The 16,215-nt window shown below is 66.7% G+C and carries 13 protein-coding genes and 2 tRNA genes; 3 read left to right on the forward strand and 12 right to left on the reverse strand.

The genetic code is table 11. The annotated features are described in order from the left end of the window. Positions 1–66 precede the first annotated feature (66 nt). The gene (locus tag FEK34_RS12240) at positions 67–975 is read left to right on the forward strand and encodes an oxygenase MpaB family protein (RefSeq protein ID WP_138447942.1); all 909 of its coding nucleotides are present in this window, start codon (positions 67–69) and stop codon (positions 973–975) included. 4 nt (positions 976–979) lie between these two features. Here FEK34_RS12240 and FEK34_RS12245 read toward each other — a convergent pair whose 3' ends face one another. Beyond that, a complete protein-coding gene (locus FEK34_RS12245; RefSeq protein WP_138447943.1) occupies positions 980–1,516 on the reverse strand; it encodes a pyridoxamine 5'-phosphate oxidase family protein in 537 nt (178 codons plus the stop codon). A gap of 82 nt (positions 1,517–1,598) precedes the next feature. Here FEK34_RS12245 and FEK34_RS12250 point away from each other — a divergent pair, with 82 nt between their 5' ends. Together FEK34_RS12250 and FEK34_RS12255 are read left to right on the forward strand one after the other, a co-directional pair. Continuing rightward, a complete protein-coding gene (locus FEK34_RS12250) occupies positions 1,599–2,021 on the forward strand; it encodes a winged helix-turn-helix transcriptional regulator (RefSeq protein ID WP_138447944.1) in 423 nt (140 codons plus the stop codon). Positions 2,022–2,080: 59 nt separating this feature from the next. Then, positions 2,081–3,076 (forward strand): hypothetical protein, encoded by a 996-nt coding sequence (locus FEK34_RS12255; protein ID WP_138447945.1) that lies wholly within the window; start codon positions 2,081–2,083, stop codon positions 3,074–3,076. Between the two features lie 7 nt (positions 3,077–3,083). Here the strand turns inward: FEK34_RS12255 and FEK34_RS12260 are convergent, their stop codons facing one another. The 11 genes from FEK34_RS12260 to dnaN form a co-directional block, all read right to left on the reverse strand. Further along, complete coding sequence (locus FEK34_RS12260) at positions 3,084–3,617, reverse strand: hypothetical protein (protein ID WP_249359033.1); 534 nt, start codon at positions 3,615–3,617, stop codon at positions 3,084–3,086. 578 nt (positions 3,618–4,195) lie between these two features. Then, positions 4,196–4,268, reverse strand: a tRNA-Ala gene (locus FEK34_RS12265). 18 nt (positions 4,269–4,286) lie between these two features. Further along, positions 4,287–4,394 (reverse strand): DLW-39 family protein, encoded by a 108-nt coding sequence (locus tag FEK34_RS30410; protein ID WP_212748746.1) that lies wholly within the window; start codon positions 4,392–4,394, stop codon positions 4,287–4,289. Positions 4,395–4,423: 29 nt separating this feature from the next. Continuing rightward, positions 4,424–4,497, reverse strand: a tRNA-Ile gene (locus tag FEK34_RS12270). 207 nt (positions 4,498–4,704) lie between these two features. Next, positions 4,705–5,808, reverse strand: a complete 1,104-nt coding sequence (locus FEK34_RS12275) for a DUF3566 domain-containing protein (protein ID WP_138447946.1) — start codon at positions 5,806–5,808, stop codon at positions 4,705–4,707. Positions 5,809–5,844: 36 nt separating this feature from the next. Continuing rightward, positions 5,845–8,355 carry a DNA gyrase subunit A gene (gene gyrA, locus FEK34_RS12280; RefSeq protein WP_138447947.1) on the reverse strand — a complete coding sequence of 837 codons (2,511 nt, stop codon included), beginning with the start codon at positions 8,353–8,355 and terminating at the stop codon, positions 5,845–5,847. An 87-nt stretch (positions 8,356–8,442) separates the two neighbouring features. Next, a complete protein-coding gene (gene gyrB, locus FEK34_RS12285) occupies positions 8,443–10,500 on the reverse strand; it encodes a DNA topoisomerase (ATP-hydrolyzing) subunit B (RefSeq protein WP_138447948.1) in 2,058 nt (685 codons plus the stop codon). 326 nt (positions 10,501–10,826) lie between these two features. Continuing rightward, a complete protein-coding gene (locus tag FEK34_RS12290) occupies positions 10,827–11,729 on the reverse strand; it encodes an alpha/beta fold hydrolase (RefSeq protein ID WP_138447949.1) in 903 nt (300 codons plus the stop codon). Positions 11,730–11,876: 147 nt separating this feature from the next. After that, positions 11,877–12,443, reverse strand: coding sequence for a DUF721 family protein (locus FEK34_RS12295; RefSeq protein ID WP_138447950.1), 567 nt, complete (start codon positions 12,441–12,443; stop codon positions 11,877–11,879). A gap of 353 nt (positions 12,444–12,796) precedes the next feature. Further along, positions 12,797–13,984: a DNA replication/repair protein RecF gene (recF, locus tag FEK34_RS12300; RefSeq protein WP_138447951.1), complete on the reverse strand. Its 1,188-nt coding sequence runs from the start codon at positions 13,982–13,984 to the stop codon at positions 12,797–12,799. 162 nt (positions 13,985–14,146) lie between these two features. Beyond that, positions 14,147–15,322: a DNA polymerase III subunit beta gene (gene dnaN, locus FEK34_RS12305; RefSeq protein WP_138447952.1), complete on the reverse strand. Its 1,176-nt coding sequence runs from the start codon at positions 15,320–15,322 to the stop codon at positions 14,147–14,149. Between the last annotated feature and the right edge of the window lie 893 nt (positions 15,323–16,215).

Raw genomic sequence — 16,215 nt, forward strand, 5'->3', positions numbered from 1 at the left:
CGAACGTGAGAGAGTTAGAGTATATTTGTCTCACAGTTGCTCCATCGTCGATCAAGGGAGATCGCCATGACAGCGTCCGTCGAGGTCGTGCCCAGGACCACCGCCCTTCCCGAACGCCGCCCCTTCGGTCCCGGTACGCGGATGTGGGAGGAAGTCGGGCTGGTCACCTTCTCGCTGACCGCCGGATCCGCGTTCCTGCTGCAAACCATGGAACCGACCATCTCCGCCGTGGTCGACGAACATTCCACCTTCCGCACCGATCCGGTCGGTCGCGCGGTGCGCAGCCTGTCGGCGGTGATGACCTGGACCTACGGCGGCCCCGAGGCTCTCGCCGAGACCGAACGCCTGCGCGCCATGCACGCCTCGCTCAACACCACCGACGCAGCGGGTGTCAAACATCGCGCGCTGTCGAGTGGACCGTGGGCGTGGGTCCTGCACACCGGCACCTTCGCCTTCAGCGAGAACGCCAAATACTTCGCCAAGCGACCGCTGACCCAGGAAGAGAAGGAGCACTACTACCGCGAGACGTTGCAGCTCATGCGCAACTTCTCGGTGCCGCCCAAGGAAATCCCGGCCACCTACGCCGATTTCGAGAAGTTCTTCGCCGACCGGGTGGAGAACCATCTCGTCGCCACCCAGACCGCACACGACTATCTGCGGGTGATCCGCTCGGTCGGCGCACCGAAGCAGCTGCCTTCATTCCTGCGGCCGGTGTGGAAGCGGGCGGTGTCCCCGATCGGCGCGCTGCAATACTTCGTCACCGTCGGCACCACGCCCGAGGCCGCCCGCCGCAAGCTCGGCCTGACCTGGACCGAATCCGATGAACGCAAGCTGCGCGCGATCGGCTGGGTGATCGCCAGGATCGTGCCGCTGCTGCCGGAACGGTTGCGCTACTTCCCCATCGCCTATGAGGCCCGCAAACTCGAACGTGATCGCGCCCGCTTGCAGGCAGTCATCGCCAAGCGCCCGATCTGAGCTGTCACCGGGCCACCGCGGCGGGCCCGGCCGTCACCTCGGCCGGCGCCTGCCAGATCCGGCTGCGCAGATCCCGTCCGCGGATCACCCGGATCCGCCACGGCTCCAACCGCATGATGTGCAGTTTCGGGTCGTCCGGTGAGGTCCAGAATTGCCCGAGGTGATATCCGGCGCCGGGCGGGCTGGTGCTGGCGTACATCCGCCATATCCGCTCCCTGGTCCGCGGGTCGTGCACGCCGTTGGCGGGATCGTCGATCCACCGCGCCGTCGCGTCGATAGCGACCGAATTATTGCTGCCCTGAGCCCAATACGAGAAGTTCACGTGCGGATTGCGCGCGATGTGGGCGGACTTGATCGGCGTCCGGTAGGTCGCCAGCCACCCGAGCGGATCGCCGTCGACGTTCTCCCACACCGGGATCAGCACCCGGGTGCGTGGTCGGTTTTTGCTGTCCACCGTCACCATCGTCGCGTACACGATGCGCCCCACATAGGCATCGAATTCGGATTCGATCTCCGCGAACGACCCCACTTTGCCGGCCATCACGCCACCTCCACATCGGTTCCCAAAGCACCTGTCGGTTACTTCTTGTAACTGAGAGCATCATCGGTCACCATTTGATTCCATGGAAGACGGCACTTCTGAGTCACTCGGTTACTGCGCGGATACCGGCGACTACACGGCGAAACAGTGGGACACCCGCGAGGACTGCGATGTGCGGCAAATTCTCGACCGCATCGCCGACAAATGGTCGTTGCTGACCATCGCGCTGCTGGCCGGTCGCACCATGCGCTTCACCGAACTGCGGCGCGAGATCGACGGCGTCAGCCAGCGCATGCTCACCCGCACGCTGCGGCATCTGGAACGCGACGGGCTGGTTCGGCGCACGGTGTATCCGGTGGTTCCGCCGCGCGTGGAATACGAGCTCACCCCGCTCGGCGGGAGCCTGCACGAGACGATCCAGGCGCTGGTCACCTGGACCGAGACCCATCAACGCGAGATCGCGGCGGCGCGCACCGAATACGACAATAGAGCCGAAATCGCTTGACATGCGGTAGTTGTCGCCAGCGACAGGAAGTGTCATAGACGGCCGCTAGCGTGTGCGGCGTGACCGACTTCGAGGTTCCCCAGAACTGGGCCGACGCCCGTCCCCTGCTGCGGCCGGTGCTTCGGCCCGTGACCTACCGCAGTACCGTGCCCGCCGCCGATCAGCCGCTCGGGCGCACCGTGCTGCCGTTCGTGGATGCGCTGGTGGCTGTCGATCTACCGGACCGGCGCACCATCGTCAACGACGATCACCGCGCGGCCTGGGGTGTGTCGGCAGACGAGGTCTTCGAGGCCGCGATGGCGAATCTGTCGGCGATGGTGCAGTTTCCGGAGATGGAGGCCGATTCCGTCCTGCATTTCGCCGACGACGGCGACGGCTATTTCACCTCCTGGCTACTGGTCCCCGGTTGGCTGGCGGGCCTGCGCGCCGGCTTCGGCCGCCGTCCGGTGGCGTTCCTGCCGGATGTCGACACGTTGATCGTGGCGCCGGATGATCCGGAGATGATCGGTTCGCTGTTCGAGATGATCGAGGAGCAGTACGGCGAGTCCGATCGTCCGCTCAGTCCGCAGGCCTACACCGTCGACGATGACGGCCGGGTAGTGCCGTTCGATCAGGCCGGGCCGCATGAGCAGCTGCCTGCCGCACAGCGCGCCCGGTGCGGGCTCGCTGTCACCGAGTATGCCGCGCAGACGGAGTGGTTGAACGAAATCCTCGAAGAGGACTTCGATTTCGAGTCACTGGACGCCGAGCTCACCGACTCCTCCAGCGCCTATGTCGCCTCGCTGATGTACTACGACCCGGGCGACGGCCCGCGCACCATCACCGCGTGGGGTGAGGGTGTGGACTACCTGTTGCCGGAGGCCGATCTCGTCGTCTTCTGCGATACCGACGACAACGGCAAGGAGCGCACCCTGTTCGACGCACCCTTCGCCCGCGTGGTCGAGATCCTCGGTCTGACGCCGGTGCCCGGCCTCGCGCCGGCCCGCTACGAGATCAGGAGCTGGCCCGAGCCGGAGCAGCTGCGCCGTATCGAGCAGGCAGCAGCCCTCGGCTGAGCCGCGTTCACTGTTCCCGGCGTCGTTTGAATCGGATGTTGAGCGGCGCCGGGTCACGCACCTGGGTGCGCTCGGCAGGCGCGACCAGGATCGCCGCCAACCCGAGGATGGGTAGCAGCGCCGCCGCGAGAACGCTGAAAGTGAAACTCACACCGCTCATTTCGGCCGGCTTGTGCAGCAGGTGATAGATCAGGTGCGGCACTCCGAACACCAACCACCCCAGACCGGCCACCCGCGCCAGCAAGCTGTCCCCGTAATACAGCGCCGCCCCGGTCACAGCCGCCAGCGCGAGAAAGAACGCCCCCACATCCGCGGCCAGGTGATGGTTGTACGGCCCGTCCGCCGATATCCACCGCATCCCGAACCCTGGAAAGCTGGTGTACCAGGAGTGCGGTGCGAACACCGCCCACGCACCCACCACCAACCCCTGAATCGCGAGTATCCACAGGATGATTCGCAGGATCAACCACCGCCGCCGATTCACCTCGAACCGCATCCGAACCCGCAGCCCGTCCCCATTCCCCCGAATCGAGATCCGCATCGGCCCCTCCATCCACACCCGTGCCCGCGTCGAGTGCAGTAACGGTAAGCCCGCATCAGCATCCCCGGCAAGACACCCGGACCTGGGAAGATTCATCATCCCGGACAAGCGGAACTGTGAGCGAGCCCGGCGCACCCGCCCGGTCGTCCGTCCGCCACGAAAGCGAAGCCGACCATGTGATCGGCTGGCCACGGTCTCCCGTAGCCCTGGTTCCTGAATGGTTGACATCCCGCCGTCTCTTAGCCTCGACCCCAGACGTGGTCAGCAGTTGCCGTCCGTGTATCTCCGGCGTAAGCGTGGTCAGCAGCTCGCTATCAGTGAACCGCGCACGTGCCCATGAAGCCGAACGCCACCACTGACGTCGAGCCAACCTGGGATTCGTCACCTTATGGCGGGCCGAACCAGAGAGGGGGTCCTAGGGCGAGCCCCGCCGGCCAGGCACCTTAACGGCGGGTCAAACCTGAAAGGGGGTCCGGGGGCGAAGCCCGCCGGGCGGGGTTTGGGGGCTGCGCCCCCAAATAACACGCGGAACGAGACCCCGGCCCACGCTCTCCGTGGGCATGGGTAGGGAATTCGAGTGGAGCCTAGGGGAATCGAACCCCTAACCCCTGCCTTGCAAAGGCAGTGCTCTGCCAATTGAGCTAAGGCCCCGGGTGGCTGCCCGAGTTGTCAGCGGGTGGTGACCTCGTGCCACAGGTCGTCGTCGTTGCGCTGGCGCAGTTTGGTGATTCCGATGAGAACCGCGACCACGACACCGAGTGTGAGGAGAATTTTCATGGTTCCCACCCTACTGTGATGTTCGGGAGTGGGCCTAGGAGGACTTGAACCTCCGACCTCTTCGTTATCAGCGAAGCGCTCTAACCGCCTGAGCTATAGGCCCGTGTGTTCGTTGTTGTGTTCAGCCGGGTACTGCACCGAACGCAACGACCGAGAACAGAGATTACCCGACGCGCCGACTACGACCAAAACGCCTGGTAGACGGGCTGCCGAGGGCAGCGACCCGCGGGCGGCGCGGCGTGCTCCTGGTAACGACAACGGCCGGCACCGGAACCCGTCGGAGGGCTCGGTACCGGCCGTCGCGTGTGTCCTAGTCCGGGTCGGCCAGGGTGACCTGGATGCCGCCGACCAGATCGCAGCACTGGTTGTAGATGAACGTGCCGACGGTGGCCAGTGCGGTGAACAGCACCACGTTGATCAGCCCGATGACGCCGGCGTAGCCGAACACCGTGCCAGCGTCGATCAGCCCGGTGGATGCGCCGCTGTCCTGCGAGACCATCTCGGTGAAGGTGTCGTTGAGCCGCTCCCACACGCCCATGCCCTCGAGCACGATGTAGAGCAGTCCGACCGCGAGCATCCACACGAAGAACAGCGCCACGCTGATGACCAGGGTGATCTTCAGCGTCGACCAGGGGTCGATGCGACGGATCTGCACCGTGGCGCGCAACGGCTCACCGGCGACAGCCTGGGCGACCGCGACCGGCACCGCGGGCGAGACCGGGGTGGGTCCGGGCTTGGGTGCGGTGGGGTTCTCCGGCGGCAGCGGATGCCGGATCTCGGACAGATCCGGCATGTCCTTGGTGAGCTCGGGGCGCGAGATGCTGCGGGTGGGCCCATCGAGCCCGACCGACTTCACCATCGCCGCTTCCTTGCGGGCCGCCTTGGCCGCGAGGTCGGCGGTGGTGCGGGCATTGCCGACGCCCCCGCCGAGACCGCCGCCACCACCGTGGCCGCCGCCGCTACCGAGGCCGCCACCACCGGACGGCGCCTGCCGACCTGCCACCGGCGAATGCCCGGGCCGCGGCAGGTTGGACTGCGGCTCCCGCTGCGGTAGCGCCGACCAGCCGTCCTGGTACCGCGACTGGCCGCCGCCGTTGCCGCTCGGCGCACCCGAATCGCCCTGCGGCGCTTGACCGGAACCGTTCATCCGGACGGTCTGATCGGAGGCGTTGCCACCATCCTTCGGCGCCGAGTCGGCACCGTCGGAGCCGAATTCGCCCTGCTTGTCGTCGTTTTCGCGCGACTGTGCGGCGGGCCCTGCGCCGGCCTGCGGATTCGCGCCCGCCGGACCGCCATTGGACGGTTCGGACTCCGGTCGTTGGATCGGCCGGGGCGGAATCGGTGACGGTGCGACCCGTTCGGTCACGCCGTTCGTCTGCTGCCGCTCGTCATTCGGCTGATTCGGAGTGGTCAATGCAATCCTCAGATCCGTTCGTTGCCGCCGCTGTGTTTATTGCTCGGAAGAATCGCTGGTGTCGTCGCCGATAGCTTCGGGCTCGTCGGCGTTGCGCGCGATCGCAAGCAAGGTATCGCCCTCGCCCAGGTTCATCAATCGCACGCCCTTGGTCTGGCGGCCTGCCTTGCGAACCTGCTTGGCCCCGGTGCGGATGACACCGCCCCCGGAGGTGATCGCGTACAGCTCGTCGTCGTCGTCGACGATGAGCGCACCGACCAGCGTGCCACGCCTGGTGTCGTACTGGATGGTCAACACACCCTTACCGCCGCGTCCCTGTGCGGTGTACTCCTCGATCGCGGTGCGCTTGGCGTACCCGCCCGAGGTTGCGACCAGCAGGTATGTGCCTTCACGGACGACATTGAGCGAGAGCAGTTCGTCCTCGGCGTTGAACCGCATGCCCTGCACACCGGAGGTGGCCCGGCCCATCGGACGCAGCGCCTCGTCGGTGGCCGCGAAACGGATCGACTGGCCCTGTGCCGACACCAGCAGCAGGTCGTCGTCCGCCGAGCACAGCACGGCACCGACCAGTTCGTCGTTGTCGCGCAGGTTCACCGCGACGATGCCTCCGCTGCGGTTGGAGTCGAAATCCGACAGCCGCGACTTCTTCACGAGGCCATTCTTGGTGGCGAGCACGAGATACGGGGCGTCTTCGTAGGATTTGATCCGAATGATCTGGGCGATCTTCTCGTCCGGCTGGAACGCCAGCAGGTTCGCCACGTGCTGACCGCGGGCGGTGCGGTTGGCTTCGGGCAGCTCGTAGGCCTTGGCCCGGTACACCCGGCCCTTGTTGGTGAAGAACAGCAGCCAATCGTGGGTCGAGGTGATGAAGAAGTGCTTGACCAGGTCGTCCTGCTTGAGACCCGCGCCCTGCACACCCTTGCCGCCGCGCTTCTGGCTGCGGTACAGGTCGGTCTTGGTGCGCTTGGCGTAACCGGTCTCGGTGATGGTGACGACGACGTCCTCGCGGGCGATCAGATCCTCGTCGGCCACGTCGCCGTCGGCGGCGATGATCTTGGTGCGGCGTTCGTCGCCGTACTTCTCCACGATCTCGGCCAGCTCGTCGCGCACGATGCCGCGCTGACGCTCCGGCTTGTCGAGAATGTCCTTGAGGTCGGCGATCTCGGCCTCGATCTTGGCCAGCTCGTCGACGATCTTCTGCCGCTCCAGGGCCGAGAGCCTGCGCAGCTGCATATCGAGGATGGCGGTGGCCTGGATCTCGTCGATATCGAGCAGCTGCATCAGGCCGGTGCGCGCGGTGTCGGTATTGGCCGAACGCCGGATCAGCGCGATGACCTCGTCGAGCGCGTCGAGCGCCTTGACCAGGCCGCGCAGGATGTGGGCGCGTTCCTCGGCCTTGCGCAGCAGGTAGCGGGTGCGCCGGACGATGACTTCCAATTGGTGTTCGACGTAGTACCGGATCATCTGATCCAGGCGCAGCGTGCGCGGCACCCCGTCGACGATGGAGAGCATGTTGGCGCCGAAGCTGGTCTGCAACTGGGTGTGCTTGTACAGGTTGTTCAGCACGACCTTGGCGACGGCGTCACGCTTGACCGTCACAACGATCCGCATACCCGCGCGGTCGGAGGACTCGTCGTGGATATCGGAGATGCCGGCGATCTTGCCGTCCTTCACCTGCTCGGCGATCGAGTTGATGAAGTTGTCGGTGTTGACCTGGTACGGCAGCTCGGTGATGACGATGGTGGTGCGGCCGCGGGTGTCTTCCTCGATCTCCACCACGCCGCGCATGCGGATGGAACCGCGGCCGGTGGTGTAGGCGTCGTGGATGCCCTGCCCGCCGACGATCAGGCCCGCGGTCGGGAAGTCAGGGCCCTTGACGCGTTCCATGCACGCGGCAAGGGTGGCCTCTTCGTCGGCGTCGTAGTTCTCCAGCGCCCAGTAGATGGCGTCGGCGAGCTCGTTGAGGTTGTGCGGCGGGATATTGGTCGCCATGCCGACCGCGATGCCGTTGCTGCCGTTCATCAGCAGGTTCGGCACCCGGCTCGGCAGGACCACCGGCTCCTGCGAGCGGCCGTCGTAGTTCGGCGTGAAATCGACGGTCTCGTGGTCGATCTCGCGCAGCAGCTCCATCGCCAGCGGCGTCAGGCGGCATTCGGTGTATCGCATGGCGGCGGCGCCGTCGTTGCCGCGGGAACCGAAGTTGCCCTGGCCGTCGACCAGCGGATAGCGCAGCGACCACGGCTGCGCCATCCGCACCAGGGTGTCGTAGATGGAGGCGTCGCCGTGCGGGTGGTAGTTACCCATGGTCTCGGCGACCGGGCGCGCGGACTTCACGTAACCGCGATCGGGCCGGTAACCGTTGTCGTACATCGCGTAGAGCACGCGCCGGTGCACCGGCTTGAGGCCGTCGCGCACATCGGGCAGCGCGCGGCCGACGATCACGCTCATCGCGTAATCGATGTAGCTGCTCTGCATTTCGTTCTGGATGTCGACCGGCTCGATGCGGTCGCCTGCGCCGCCGTTCGGGGGCAGTGTGGTCTCAGTCATGAAGAGGTCTCCGTTGGAAGGCTCGGGTGCAGCGGCAGTTGCAGGCGGAGGTCAGGGGTTCGATTCCCCTGACCCCTGCCTGACCGGCTACACGTCGAGGAAGCGAACGTCCTTGGCATTGCGGGTGATGAAGCTGCGGCGCGCCTCGACGTCCTCGCCCATCAGCACCGAGAACAGTTCGTCGGCCGCGGCGGCGTCGTCGAGGGTGACCTGACGCAGCACCCGGACCGCCGGATCCATCGTGGTCTCCCACAGTTCCTTGGCGTTCATCTCGCCCAGACCCTTGTAGCGCTGGACGCCGTCGTCCTTGTTGATCTTCTTGCCCGCGGCCAGACCCGCCTCGAGCAGGCCGTCGCGCTCGCGGTCGGAGTAGGCGAACTCCGGTTCCGCGCGCTGCCACTTGAGCTTGTACAGCGGCGGCTGGGCCAGGTAGACGTGCCCGTGCTCGATCAGCGGGCGCATGAACCGGAACAGCAGCGTCAGCAGCAGGGTGGAGATGTGCTGGCCGTCGACGTCGGCGTCGGCCATCAGCACGATCTTGTGATAGCGCAGCTTGGAGATGTCGAACTCGTCGTGGATACCGGTGCCGAAGGCGGTGATGATCGCCTGGACCTCGTTGTTCTTGAGGACCTTGTCGATGCGCGCCTTCTCGACATTGATGATCTTGCCGCGCAACGGCAGGATCGCCTGGTACATCGAGTCGCGGCCGGACTTGGCCGAGCCGCCGGCGGAGTCACCCTCGACGATGTAGATCTCGGACTTGCTCGGATCCTTGGACCGGCAGTCGGCCAGCTTGCCCGGCAGCCCACCGAGATCGGTCGCGCTCTTGCGGCGCACCAGCTCACGCGCCTTACGCGCGGCCACACGGGCCTGCGCCGACGACACCGCCTTGTTCACGATGGTCTTGGCGTCGGCCGGATTGGCCTCGAACCAGTGCGCCAGATGCTCGTTGCAGGTGCGCTGCACGAACGACTTGACCTCGGTGTTGCCGAGCTTGGTCTTGGTCTGGCCCTCGAACTGCGGTTCGCCGACCTTCACGCTGACGATCGCGGCAAGACCCTCGCGGATGTCGTCACCGGTGAGGTTGCCGTCCTTGTCCTTGAGCAGCTTCTTTTCCTTGGCGTACCGGTTGACCACCGTGGTCAGCGCGGCGCGGAAGCCCTCTTCGTGGGTACCGCCCTCATGGGTGTTGATGGTGTTGGCGAAGGTGTGCACCGACTCCGAATAGCCCGAGTTCCACTGCATCGCGACCTCGAGCTCATGGCCGGTGCCCTTACCGGTGAACGCGACGACCGAGTTGTGGATGGGCTGCTTGGTGCGGTTGATGTGGCGCACGAAATCCTCGAGACCACCCGGGTAGTGGTAGGTGCGCGACTTGACCTTGTGCTCGGCCTGCGGCGTCTGCTCGTCGGCGTGCTTGGGCGCCTCGGCGGTCTCGCTGACGACCTCGTCGGTGACCTCGGTATCGGAGACCCGCTCATCGGTGAGGGTGATGGTGAGGCCCTTGTTCAGGAACGCCATCTCCTGCAGGCGGCGGGCCACCGTCTCGAAGTTGAACGAGGTGGTTTCGAAGATGTTGGGGTCGGGCCAGAACCGGATGGTGGTACCGGTGCGCGTGGTCGGCTCGCCCTGGATGAGCTTGCCCGGCGTGGCGTCCTTGTACTCCTGGGTCCAGTGGTAGCCGGCGTGGTCGACCTCGGCCTCGAGCCGGGTGGACAGCGCGTTCACCACCGAGATACCGACACCGTGCAGACCACCGGAGACGGCGTAGGAATCGGAGTCGAACTTGCCGCCCGCGTGCAGCTGGGTCATGACCACCTCGATGGTGGGCACACCCTGGGCATGCATGCCGGTGGGGATACCTCGGCCGTCGTCGATGACCTCGACGCCGCCGTCGGCGAGCAGCGTGACGTCGACCCGGGTGGCGTAGCCCGCCATCGCCTCGTCGACGGAGTTGTCGACCACCTCCCAGATCAGGTGGTGCAGACCGCGCTCGCCGGTGGAGCCGATGTACATGCCTGGACGTTTACGGACGGCTTCGAGCCCCTCGAGAACCGTGATGGAGGAGGCACCGTAGTCCTTGTTGCCCGCCTTACCCGAAGACGCCTTGGTCGAGCCCGATGCATTGGAGTCGTTGGCAGCCACTGGTCGGTAGCTCTCCTTACTTGCTGATCCCCGGCACAGCGTCGCCACAGCACACGTAGGACCGGATTCTGAGCTGGTCGAGATTCACGGTCCACCGCGCGGGCTGTGCGGAACGCGCCGAAGGTATCGCCGCTAGTTACGTCACCATCCTACTGGTACGCCCAAACTACAGCGCACCTACGACACCCCTGACGGCTACGAGAATGCGAGAAATCGGATCACGGTGGGTCCGATCCGCCGTCCGGCGGTTTCGATCCATCAGGGTTGGCGTGAGAGTTGTGTTGCGGTTCGCCCCGTTCCGCGTCCGCCGGGATCGCTCGCGCCGGTCAGCGTTCGGTGTCGCGCACGGCGAATTCCGCGGTCAGCCGAGCCAGATCCGCCGGATGCGACAGCGGCGACCAGTGCCTGGCCGGGATCTGGCGCATCGTCAGGTCCTTTACCCAATTATCCGCCTCCAGATGCACCACCGGGCGCACCGCGCGGTCGCCTGTCGCGACGATCACCTGCACCGGCACCTCGATCGGACGGGGCCGGGGCTTGCCGAGCCGCGGCCGGATATTGGCGCGGTAGAGCTTCAGGTTGTTGATCATGTCGGCGCGTAGCGTCGGCGCGGGGCGCACCAGCGCGGGGTCGATCCCATCGAAGAAGGCGAGGAATCGCGGCCAGCGACCGGACAATCCGCGCAGCACCGGATCCGGCAGGCCGGGGATCTGGAAGGCGACGGTATAGGCCGACGCCACGCCCTGGGCGAGCGAATTGCGCAGCCGGGCGAAGGAGAAGGGCCCACGCAGGTAGGCGCCGAGGAAGTCGAGATTCGGGCCGGATACCGAGGTGAAGGAGGCGATAGCGGCGGGAGCGTCCGGCATCGAGGCCAGTTCCCAGCCGATCACCGATCCCCAGTCGTGGCCGAGCACGTGCACCTTCTCACCGGGCGCCACGGCGTCGGCGACCGCATGCACGTCGGCGGCCAATTCTTCGAGCCGATAGGCGTCGACCTCGGCCGGAACCGTGCTGGCCCCGGCGCCGCGGTTGTCGATGGCGATCACCCGGAAGCGGTCGGCAAGCAGCGTCGCGACGCCGTTCCACAGGGTGTGCGTATCCGGCCAGCCGTGCACCAGGATGATCGCGGGACCGTCGGCGTTTCCGCATTCGAAGACGGCGAGCTCGATATCGCCGCGGCGGACCGTGCGGGTCGGCAGCGTGGGGAACGGCTCGGTGGCGACGGTCATCGGCGACAACTTTCGATGTGTGGTGGGCCGGCGGGATCCGGATCGGCGCGCGCTGTTCCACGTGAAACCGCAGTTCGCGGCGGCGGTACGAGACGGCGGCCGGTAATTCGGATCAATGTAACACCGGGTACCACACAAAGGAACGGCTCAGCCGTAGGTGTCGCGCGGTCCCCGGCCCTTGATATGGCGTTCACCCTTGCGCCAGCTGGGTGCGGCCGGACCGGAGATCCGCACCGACGTCACCACGCCCTGCCCCACGGCGGCATTGATCTTGGCCAGGATCTGCGACTGCAACATGCGCAACTGGGTGGCCCACGCGGTGGATTCGGCGGCGATGCTCAGCACCCCGTTCTCCAGCTTGACCGGCGTCGCATGGCTGGCGATGTCCTCACCGACCACGCCGGACCACCGGCCGAACACCATGCCCTCGGCCACCTTCGTCGACCAGCCGCGGCTCTTGGCGATCGAGCCCGCCAGCTTGGACAGCATCTGGGGATCGCGCTCGTCGGGGCGCGGACCGGACCATCCACTGCGGCGGCGAGCACCGGTCCGCAGGCTTCGCTTCGGCGAGGAACGACCCTGGCCGACGGATTTGCCGCTGGCCTTGGCGGCGGCCCGGGCTTCTTCGAGTGCCCGGCGGGCCAGGTCGATCCCGCGCAGTTCCGGTTCCGCGTCCGGGCTCCGGCCGCCCGGAGGTTCGGCTTGATCGGTCATCGCCGCTCCGTTCGATTCGTCGAGTTGTCCCCAGCTCTGGCGAGTTGTCCCCAGGCTCCGACACGCTGTGTGCAACACGCGGTTCGCCTGCCGTCCAGCGGTGCCTGGCACCAGGCCGTACGGGAATACCACCCGGTAGAAGACCATTTTTCGATGTTGTGCAGGCGTTGTTCGGCAGTCACGGCCGGATTGCGGTTACTCGGAGAACCTCCTGGGGATCCCAAGTTATCCACAGGCTGTTGACAACATGGGATCGATGCCCGCGACCAGGCCGGACGTGCAGGACGCACGGGAAAACTGTACGGCAGCCCACCCTCGAGCACCGGGACGACGAGCAGTTCCGGATGCATCGATCAGCCGGCGGCCGAGGAGTCGACGCTCTGCACGATTCGCGAGGTGCGGCGCTCGGCGTCGCCGGAGGTCTCCACCCGCAGCGTGGCCGCCGACAGCTCCGCAGGGACGTCCTCGGCCACCGCGGCGGTGATCAGCACCTGTTCGGCGCCTGCCGCGACCGCGGCGAGCGCGGTGCGCCTGCGCCGGTCGAGCTCGGCGAACACATCATCGAGCAGTAGCACCGGGTCGGTGCCGCCCTCGCGTAACAGCTCGAACGAGGCGAGCCGGAGGGCCAACGCGTACGACCAGGACTCGCCGTGACTGGCGAAACCCTTGGCGGGCGCGTCGCCGAGCATGAGCTCGAGGTCGTCGCGATGCGGGCCCACCAGGCAGACCCCTCGCTCCAGTTCCCGGGGGCGGGCCGCGGCGAGCTCGCGCAGCAGGATCGCCTCCAGTTCGGCGGCGTCGCCCGGCTCGGGTGCCCGCGCGGGATCGAGCAATTCCACCGGCAGCGCCGCACTGCGGTAGCCGATGGCAGCGGGCCGCGATTCCGGGGCGATGGCGGCGTAGGAGGCGGCCAGATGCGGCGACAGCTCGTGGACCAGCCGCAATCGCTCGGCCAGCAGCACCGAGGCATGCGCGGCCAGATGGCCGTCCCACACGTCCAGGGTGCCCAGATCGGCACGGGAGCGCGCTTGCCTGCCCGCGCTCTTCAACAGTGCCGAGCGCTGCCGCAACACCCGGTCGTAGTCGGCGCGCACCGCGGCCAAACGGGGCAACCTGGCTGTGCACAACTCGTCGAGAAACCGGCGCCGCTCCCCCGGATCGCCGCGCACCAGCGCCAGATCCTCTGGCGCGAACAACACGGTGTGCAGAATCCCCAGGATCTCGCGCGGCCTGCGCACCGGCGACCGGTTGATCTGCGCGCGGTTGGGCGAGCCCTGATTGAGTTCGACGTCGATGCGCAGTTCACGGCCGGTGTTGACCACCGTGGCGCCGATCCTGGCGCGCTCGGTGCCCATCCGCAGCAACGGCGCCTCGGCGGCGACCCGATGTGAGCCGAGGGTGGACAGATAGCCGACGGCCTCGAGCAGATTGGTCTTGCCGTTGCCGTTCGCCCCCAGGAAAACCGTTCCGCCTGTGGATAACTCGATGTCCGCGTGCTCCCAGGAACGGAAGTCGCGCACCGTCAGAGCTCGGATGAACATGCGCTCAGCTCGCCGAACGGGATGTCACAGTTGTATCCACAACTGTGGACAACTGTGCTTGTGCCACACCGGTTTCCGGCTCGACGACATCGCGGCGAACCGAAACGCTGTACCGCACTGCCGGTTTCGGATCCTGCTCGCACCCGACGGTCACGCCCGTCCTCAGCCCGGGAGCCGGACCGGCATCAGCAGGTAGATGTAGGCGCTGTCCAGGGCCGCGAAGGAACCGGAATCCAGCGGCTGCGGCTCCTCCTCGGAGGCGGGCAGCAGCACCGCGGGACGGCTCGGGGTGGTGAAGCCGAAGGTGACCCGGTCCGAATGCAGCGCCGACAGGCCGTCGATGAGGTAGCCGGGATTGAAGGCGATGGTCAGCGGCTCGCCGCGGAAATCGGCCTCCAGCCACTCCTCGGCGCGGCCGGCGTCGTCGCCGCCCGCCGACAGCAGCAGGCCCTCACCGGAGAATTCCAGCCGTACCTGGGCGCCGCGCTCGGCCACCAGGGCCACGCGCTTGATGGCGTCGGTGAGCGTGGCGACCGGCAACGTCGCGATGGAGGTGTGTTCCTTGGGGAGCAATTGACGGAACTTGGGGAATTCCGCGTCCAGCAGGCGGGTGGTGGTGCGCCGGCCCGCGTTGACGATGCCGAGCAGGCCATCGGCGCCCGCACCGGTGCCGAGCGACAGCTGCACCGGCGCATCGGTGGCGCCGAGCGTCTTCGCCGACTCCGACAGGGTGCGGGCCGGGATGAGCACCGCGGTCTCGATATCGGGGCGCGCGGGCTGCCATTCGATGTGGCGCACCGCGAGCCGGAAACGGTCGGTCGCCGCCAGGACCACATGCGAGCCCTCGATCTCGACCCGGATGCCGGTGAGCATCGGCAGCGTGTCGTCGCGGCCGGCAGCGACGGCGACCTGGCCGACCGCCTCGGCGAAGACGTCGGCATTGAGTTCACCGCTCTGCTGCGGCACCTCGGGCAGCTGTGGATAGTCCTCGACCGGCATGGTGGGCAGGGAGAACTTGGCGCTGCCGCAGCTGATCAGCACGCGGGTTCCGTCGACGGAGACATCGACCGGCTTGTTGGACAGCGCCTTGGTGATATCGGCGAGCAGACGCCCGGAGACGAGCACCTGGCCGGGACCGGCGACCTCGGCCGCGACCCGCATCTGCGCGGAGACCTCGTAGTCGAATCCGGAGACCGTGAGCCCGTCCTCGTCGGCTACCAGCAGCACACCACCGAGCACCGGCACCGGGGGCCGGGACGGGAGGCTGCGCGCCACCCAGGCGACCGATTCCGCGAAATCCTCACGGGCGACCCGAAACTTCATGCTCGAAAGCTCCATCGCCCGATCTGTCCTCTCCCGGTTCCGTGGTCTAGCAGTGATCGAACGATGTCGTCCGACCCCTGACGGCTGGTCAGCGTTGGTTCTCGAAAGACGTGCTGTCGCGGCCGCCTTCGAAAGTGTGGCACAGACGACCGACAACCAAACGGTACCGCGTGCGACCCGGCGCCCGGGTCCGACCCTCCGGTCCTCGCCCGCACGCTCTGTCGTCTGCTTGCTTCGGCTGCTGTGTGGATTGCCTCGGGCACTCAGCGGTCCGGCTCGACTGTCGTGCCACCACGCGCACCGCGCCGCGAGACAGCTCGCCGGTGCGCCCCGCTTCCTCCTTGCCTCTTGTCCGGGAACCCCATCGCCGAGCCGAGCCTGCCCGACCGACTTTCCACACACCCTGTTTTCAAGAGAGATCTATTTGAAGAAGAACCGAAGTAGTAATAGGCCCTGTGGATTCTGGGGAAATCGACTGTTTGCGCAGGTCACAGCGCGTGGTGGCATGGGGATGAGCGTGGAGTGTCTCGAGGATGAACCGGGGGTGTCTGTGGAGGCACGGAATCTGTCCCAAGTTCATCCACCGCTGATCCTCGAGTTGTTCCACCGGATTCACCCGGTTGTGCACACATGTGCACCACAGCGTGGACAACCGGTGGAATCCTCGAGGAGTCCACACGGTTTCCTCGAGGATTCCACAGGCACAACTTCGGAGATCGCCCGCTCAGCGCCTGTGCACGCACCACCCTGTGGACGCTGTGGACAATTGCCTGTGCGTAGATCCGCGACGCCCGTCCCGGCTGCCTGTGGGTAAAACGGTGCACAACCGGTGGATTCCTCGAGGACTCCACAGGAATTCCTCGAGGAATCCACAGGCCACGGGCAGGCGTCAGCCCAGGTCAGGGACT

It is taken from the genome of Nocardia cyriacigeorgica, from assembly GCF_005863245.1.
GTDB classification, from domain to species: domain Bacteria; phylum Actinomycetota; class Actinomycetes; order Mycobacteriales; family Mycobacteriaceae; genus Nocardia; species Nocardia cyriacigeorgica_C.

What these genes read in the sequence shown, in the direction of transcription:
- FEK34_RS12240 (WP_138447942.1), top strand. Translation starts at nt 67, where the DNA reads ATGACAGCGTCCGTCGAGGTCGTGCCCAGGACCACCGCCCTTCCCGAA.
- FEK34_RS12245 (WP_138447943.1), bottom strand. Translation starts at nt 1,516, where the DNA reads ATGGCCGGCAAAGTGGGGTCGTTCGCGGAGATCGAATCCGAATTCGAT.
- FEK34_RS12250 (WP_138447944.1), top strand. Translation starts at nt 1,599, where the DNA reads ATGGAAGACGGCACTTCTGAGTCACTCGGTTACTGCGCGGATACCGGC.
- FEK34_RS12260 (WP_249359033.1), bottom strand. Translation starts at nt 3,617, where the DNA reads ATGCGGATCTCGATTCGGGGGAATGGGGACGGGCTGCGGGTTCGGATG.
- FEK34_RS30410 (WP_212748746.1), bottom strand. Translation starts at nt 4,394, where the DNA reads ATGAAAATTCTCCTCACACTCGGTGTCGTGGTCGCGGTTCTCATCGGA.
- gyrA (WP_138447947.1), bottom strand. Translation starts at nt 8,355, where the DNA reads ATGACTGAGACCACACTGCCCCCGAACGGCGGCGCAGGCGACCGCATC.
- FEK34_RS12290 (WP_138447949.1), bottom strand. Translation starts at nt 11,729, where the DNA reads ATGACCGTCGCCACCGAGCCGTTCCCCACGCTGCCGACCCGCACGGTC.
- FEK34_RS12295 (WP_138447950.1), bottom strand. Translation starts at nt 12,443, where the DNA reads ATGACCGATCAAGCCGAACCTCCGGGCGGCCGGAGCCCGGACGCGGAA.
- recF (WP_138447951.1), bottom strand. Translation starts at nt 13,984, where the DNA reads ATGTTCATCCGAGCTCTGACGGTGCGCGACTTCCGTTCCTGGGAGCAC.
- dnaN (WP_138447952.1), bottom strand. Translation starts at nt 15,322, where the DNA reads ATGGAGCTTTCGAGCATGAAGTTTCGGGTCGCCCGTGAGGATTTCGCG.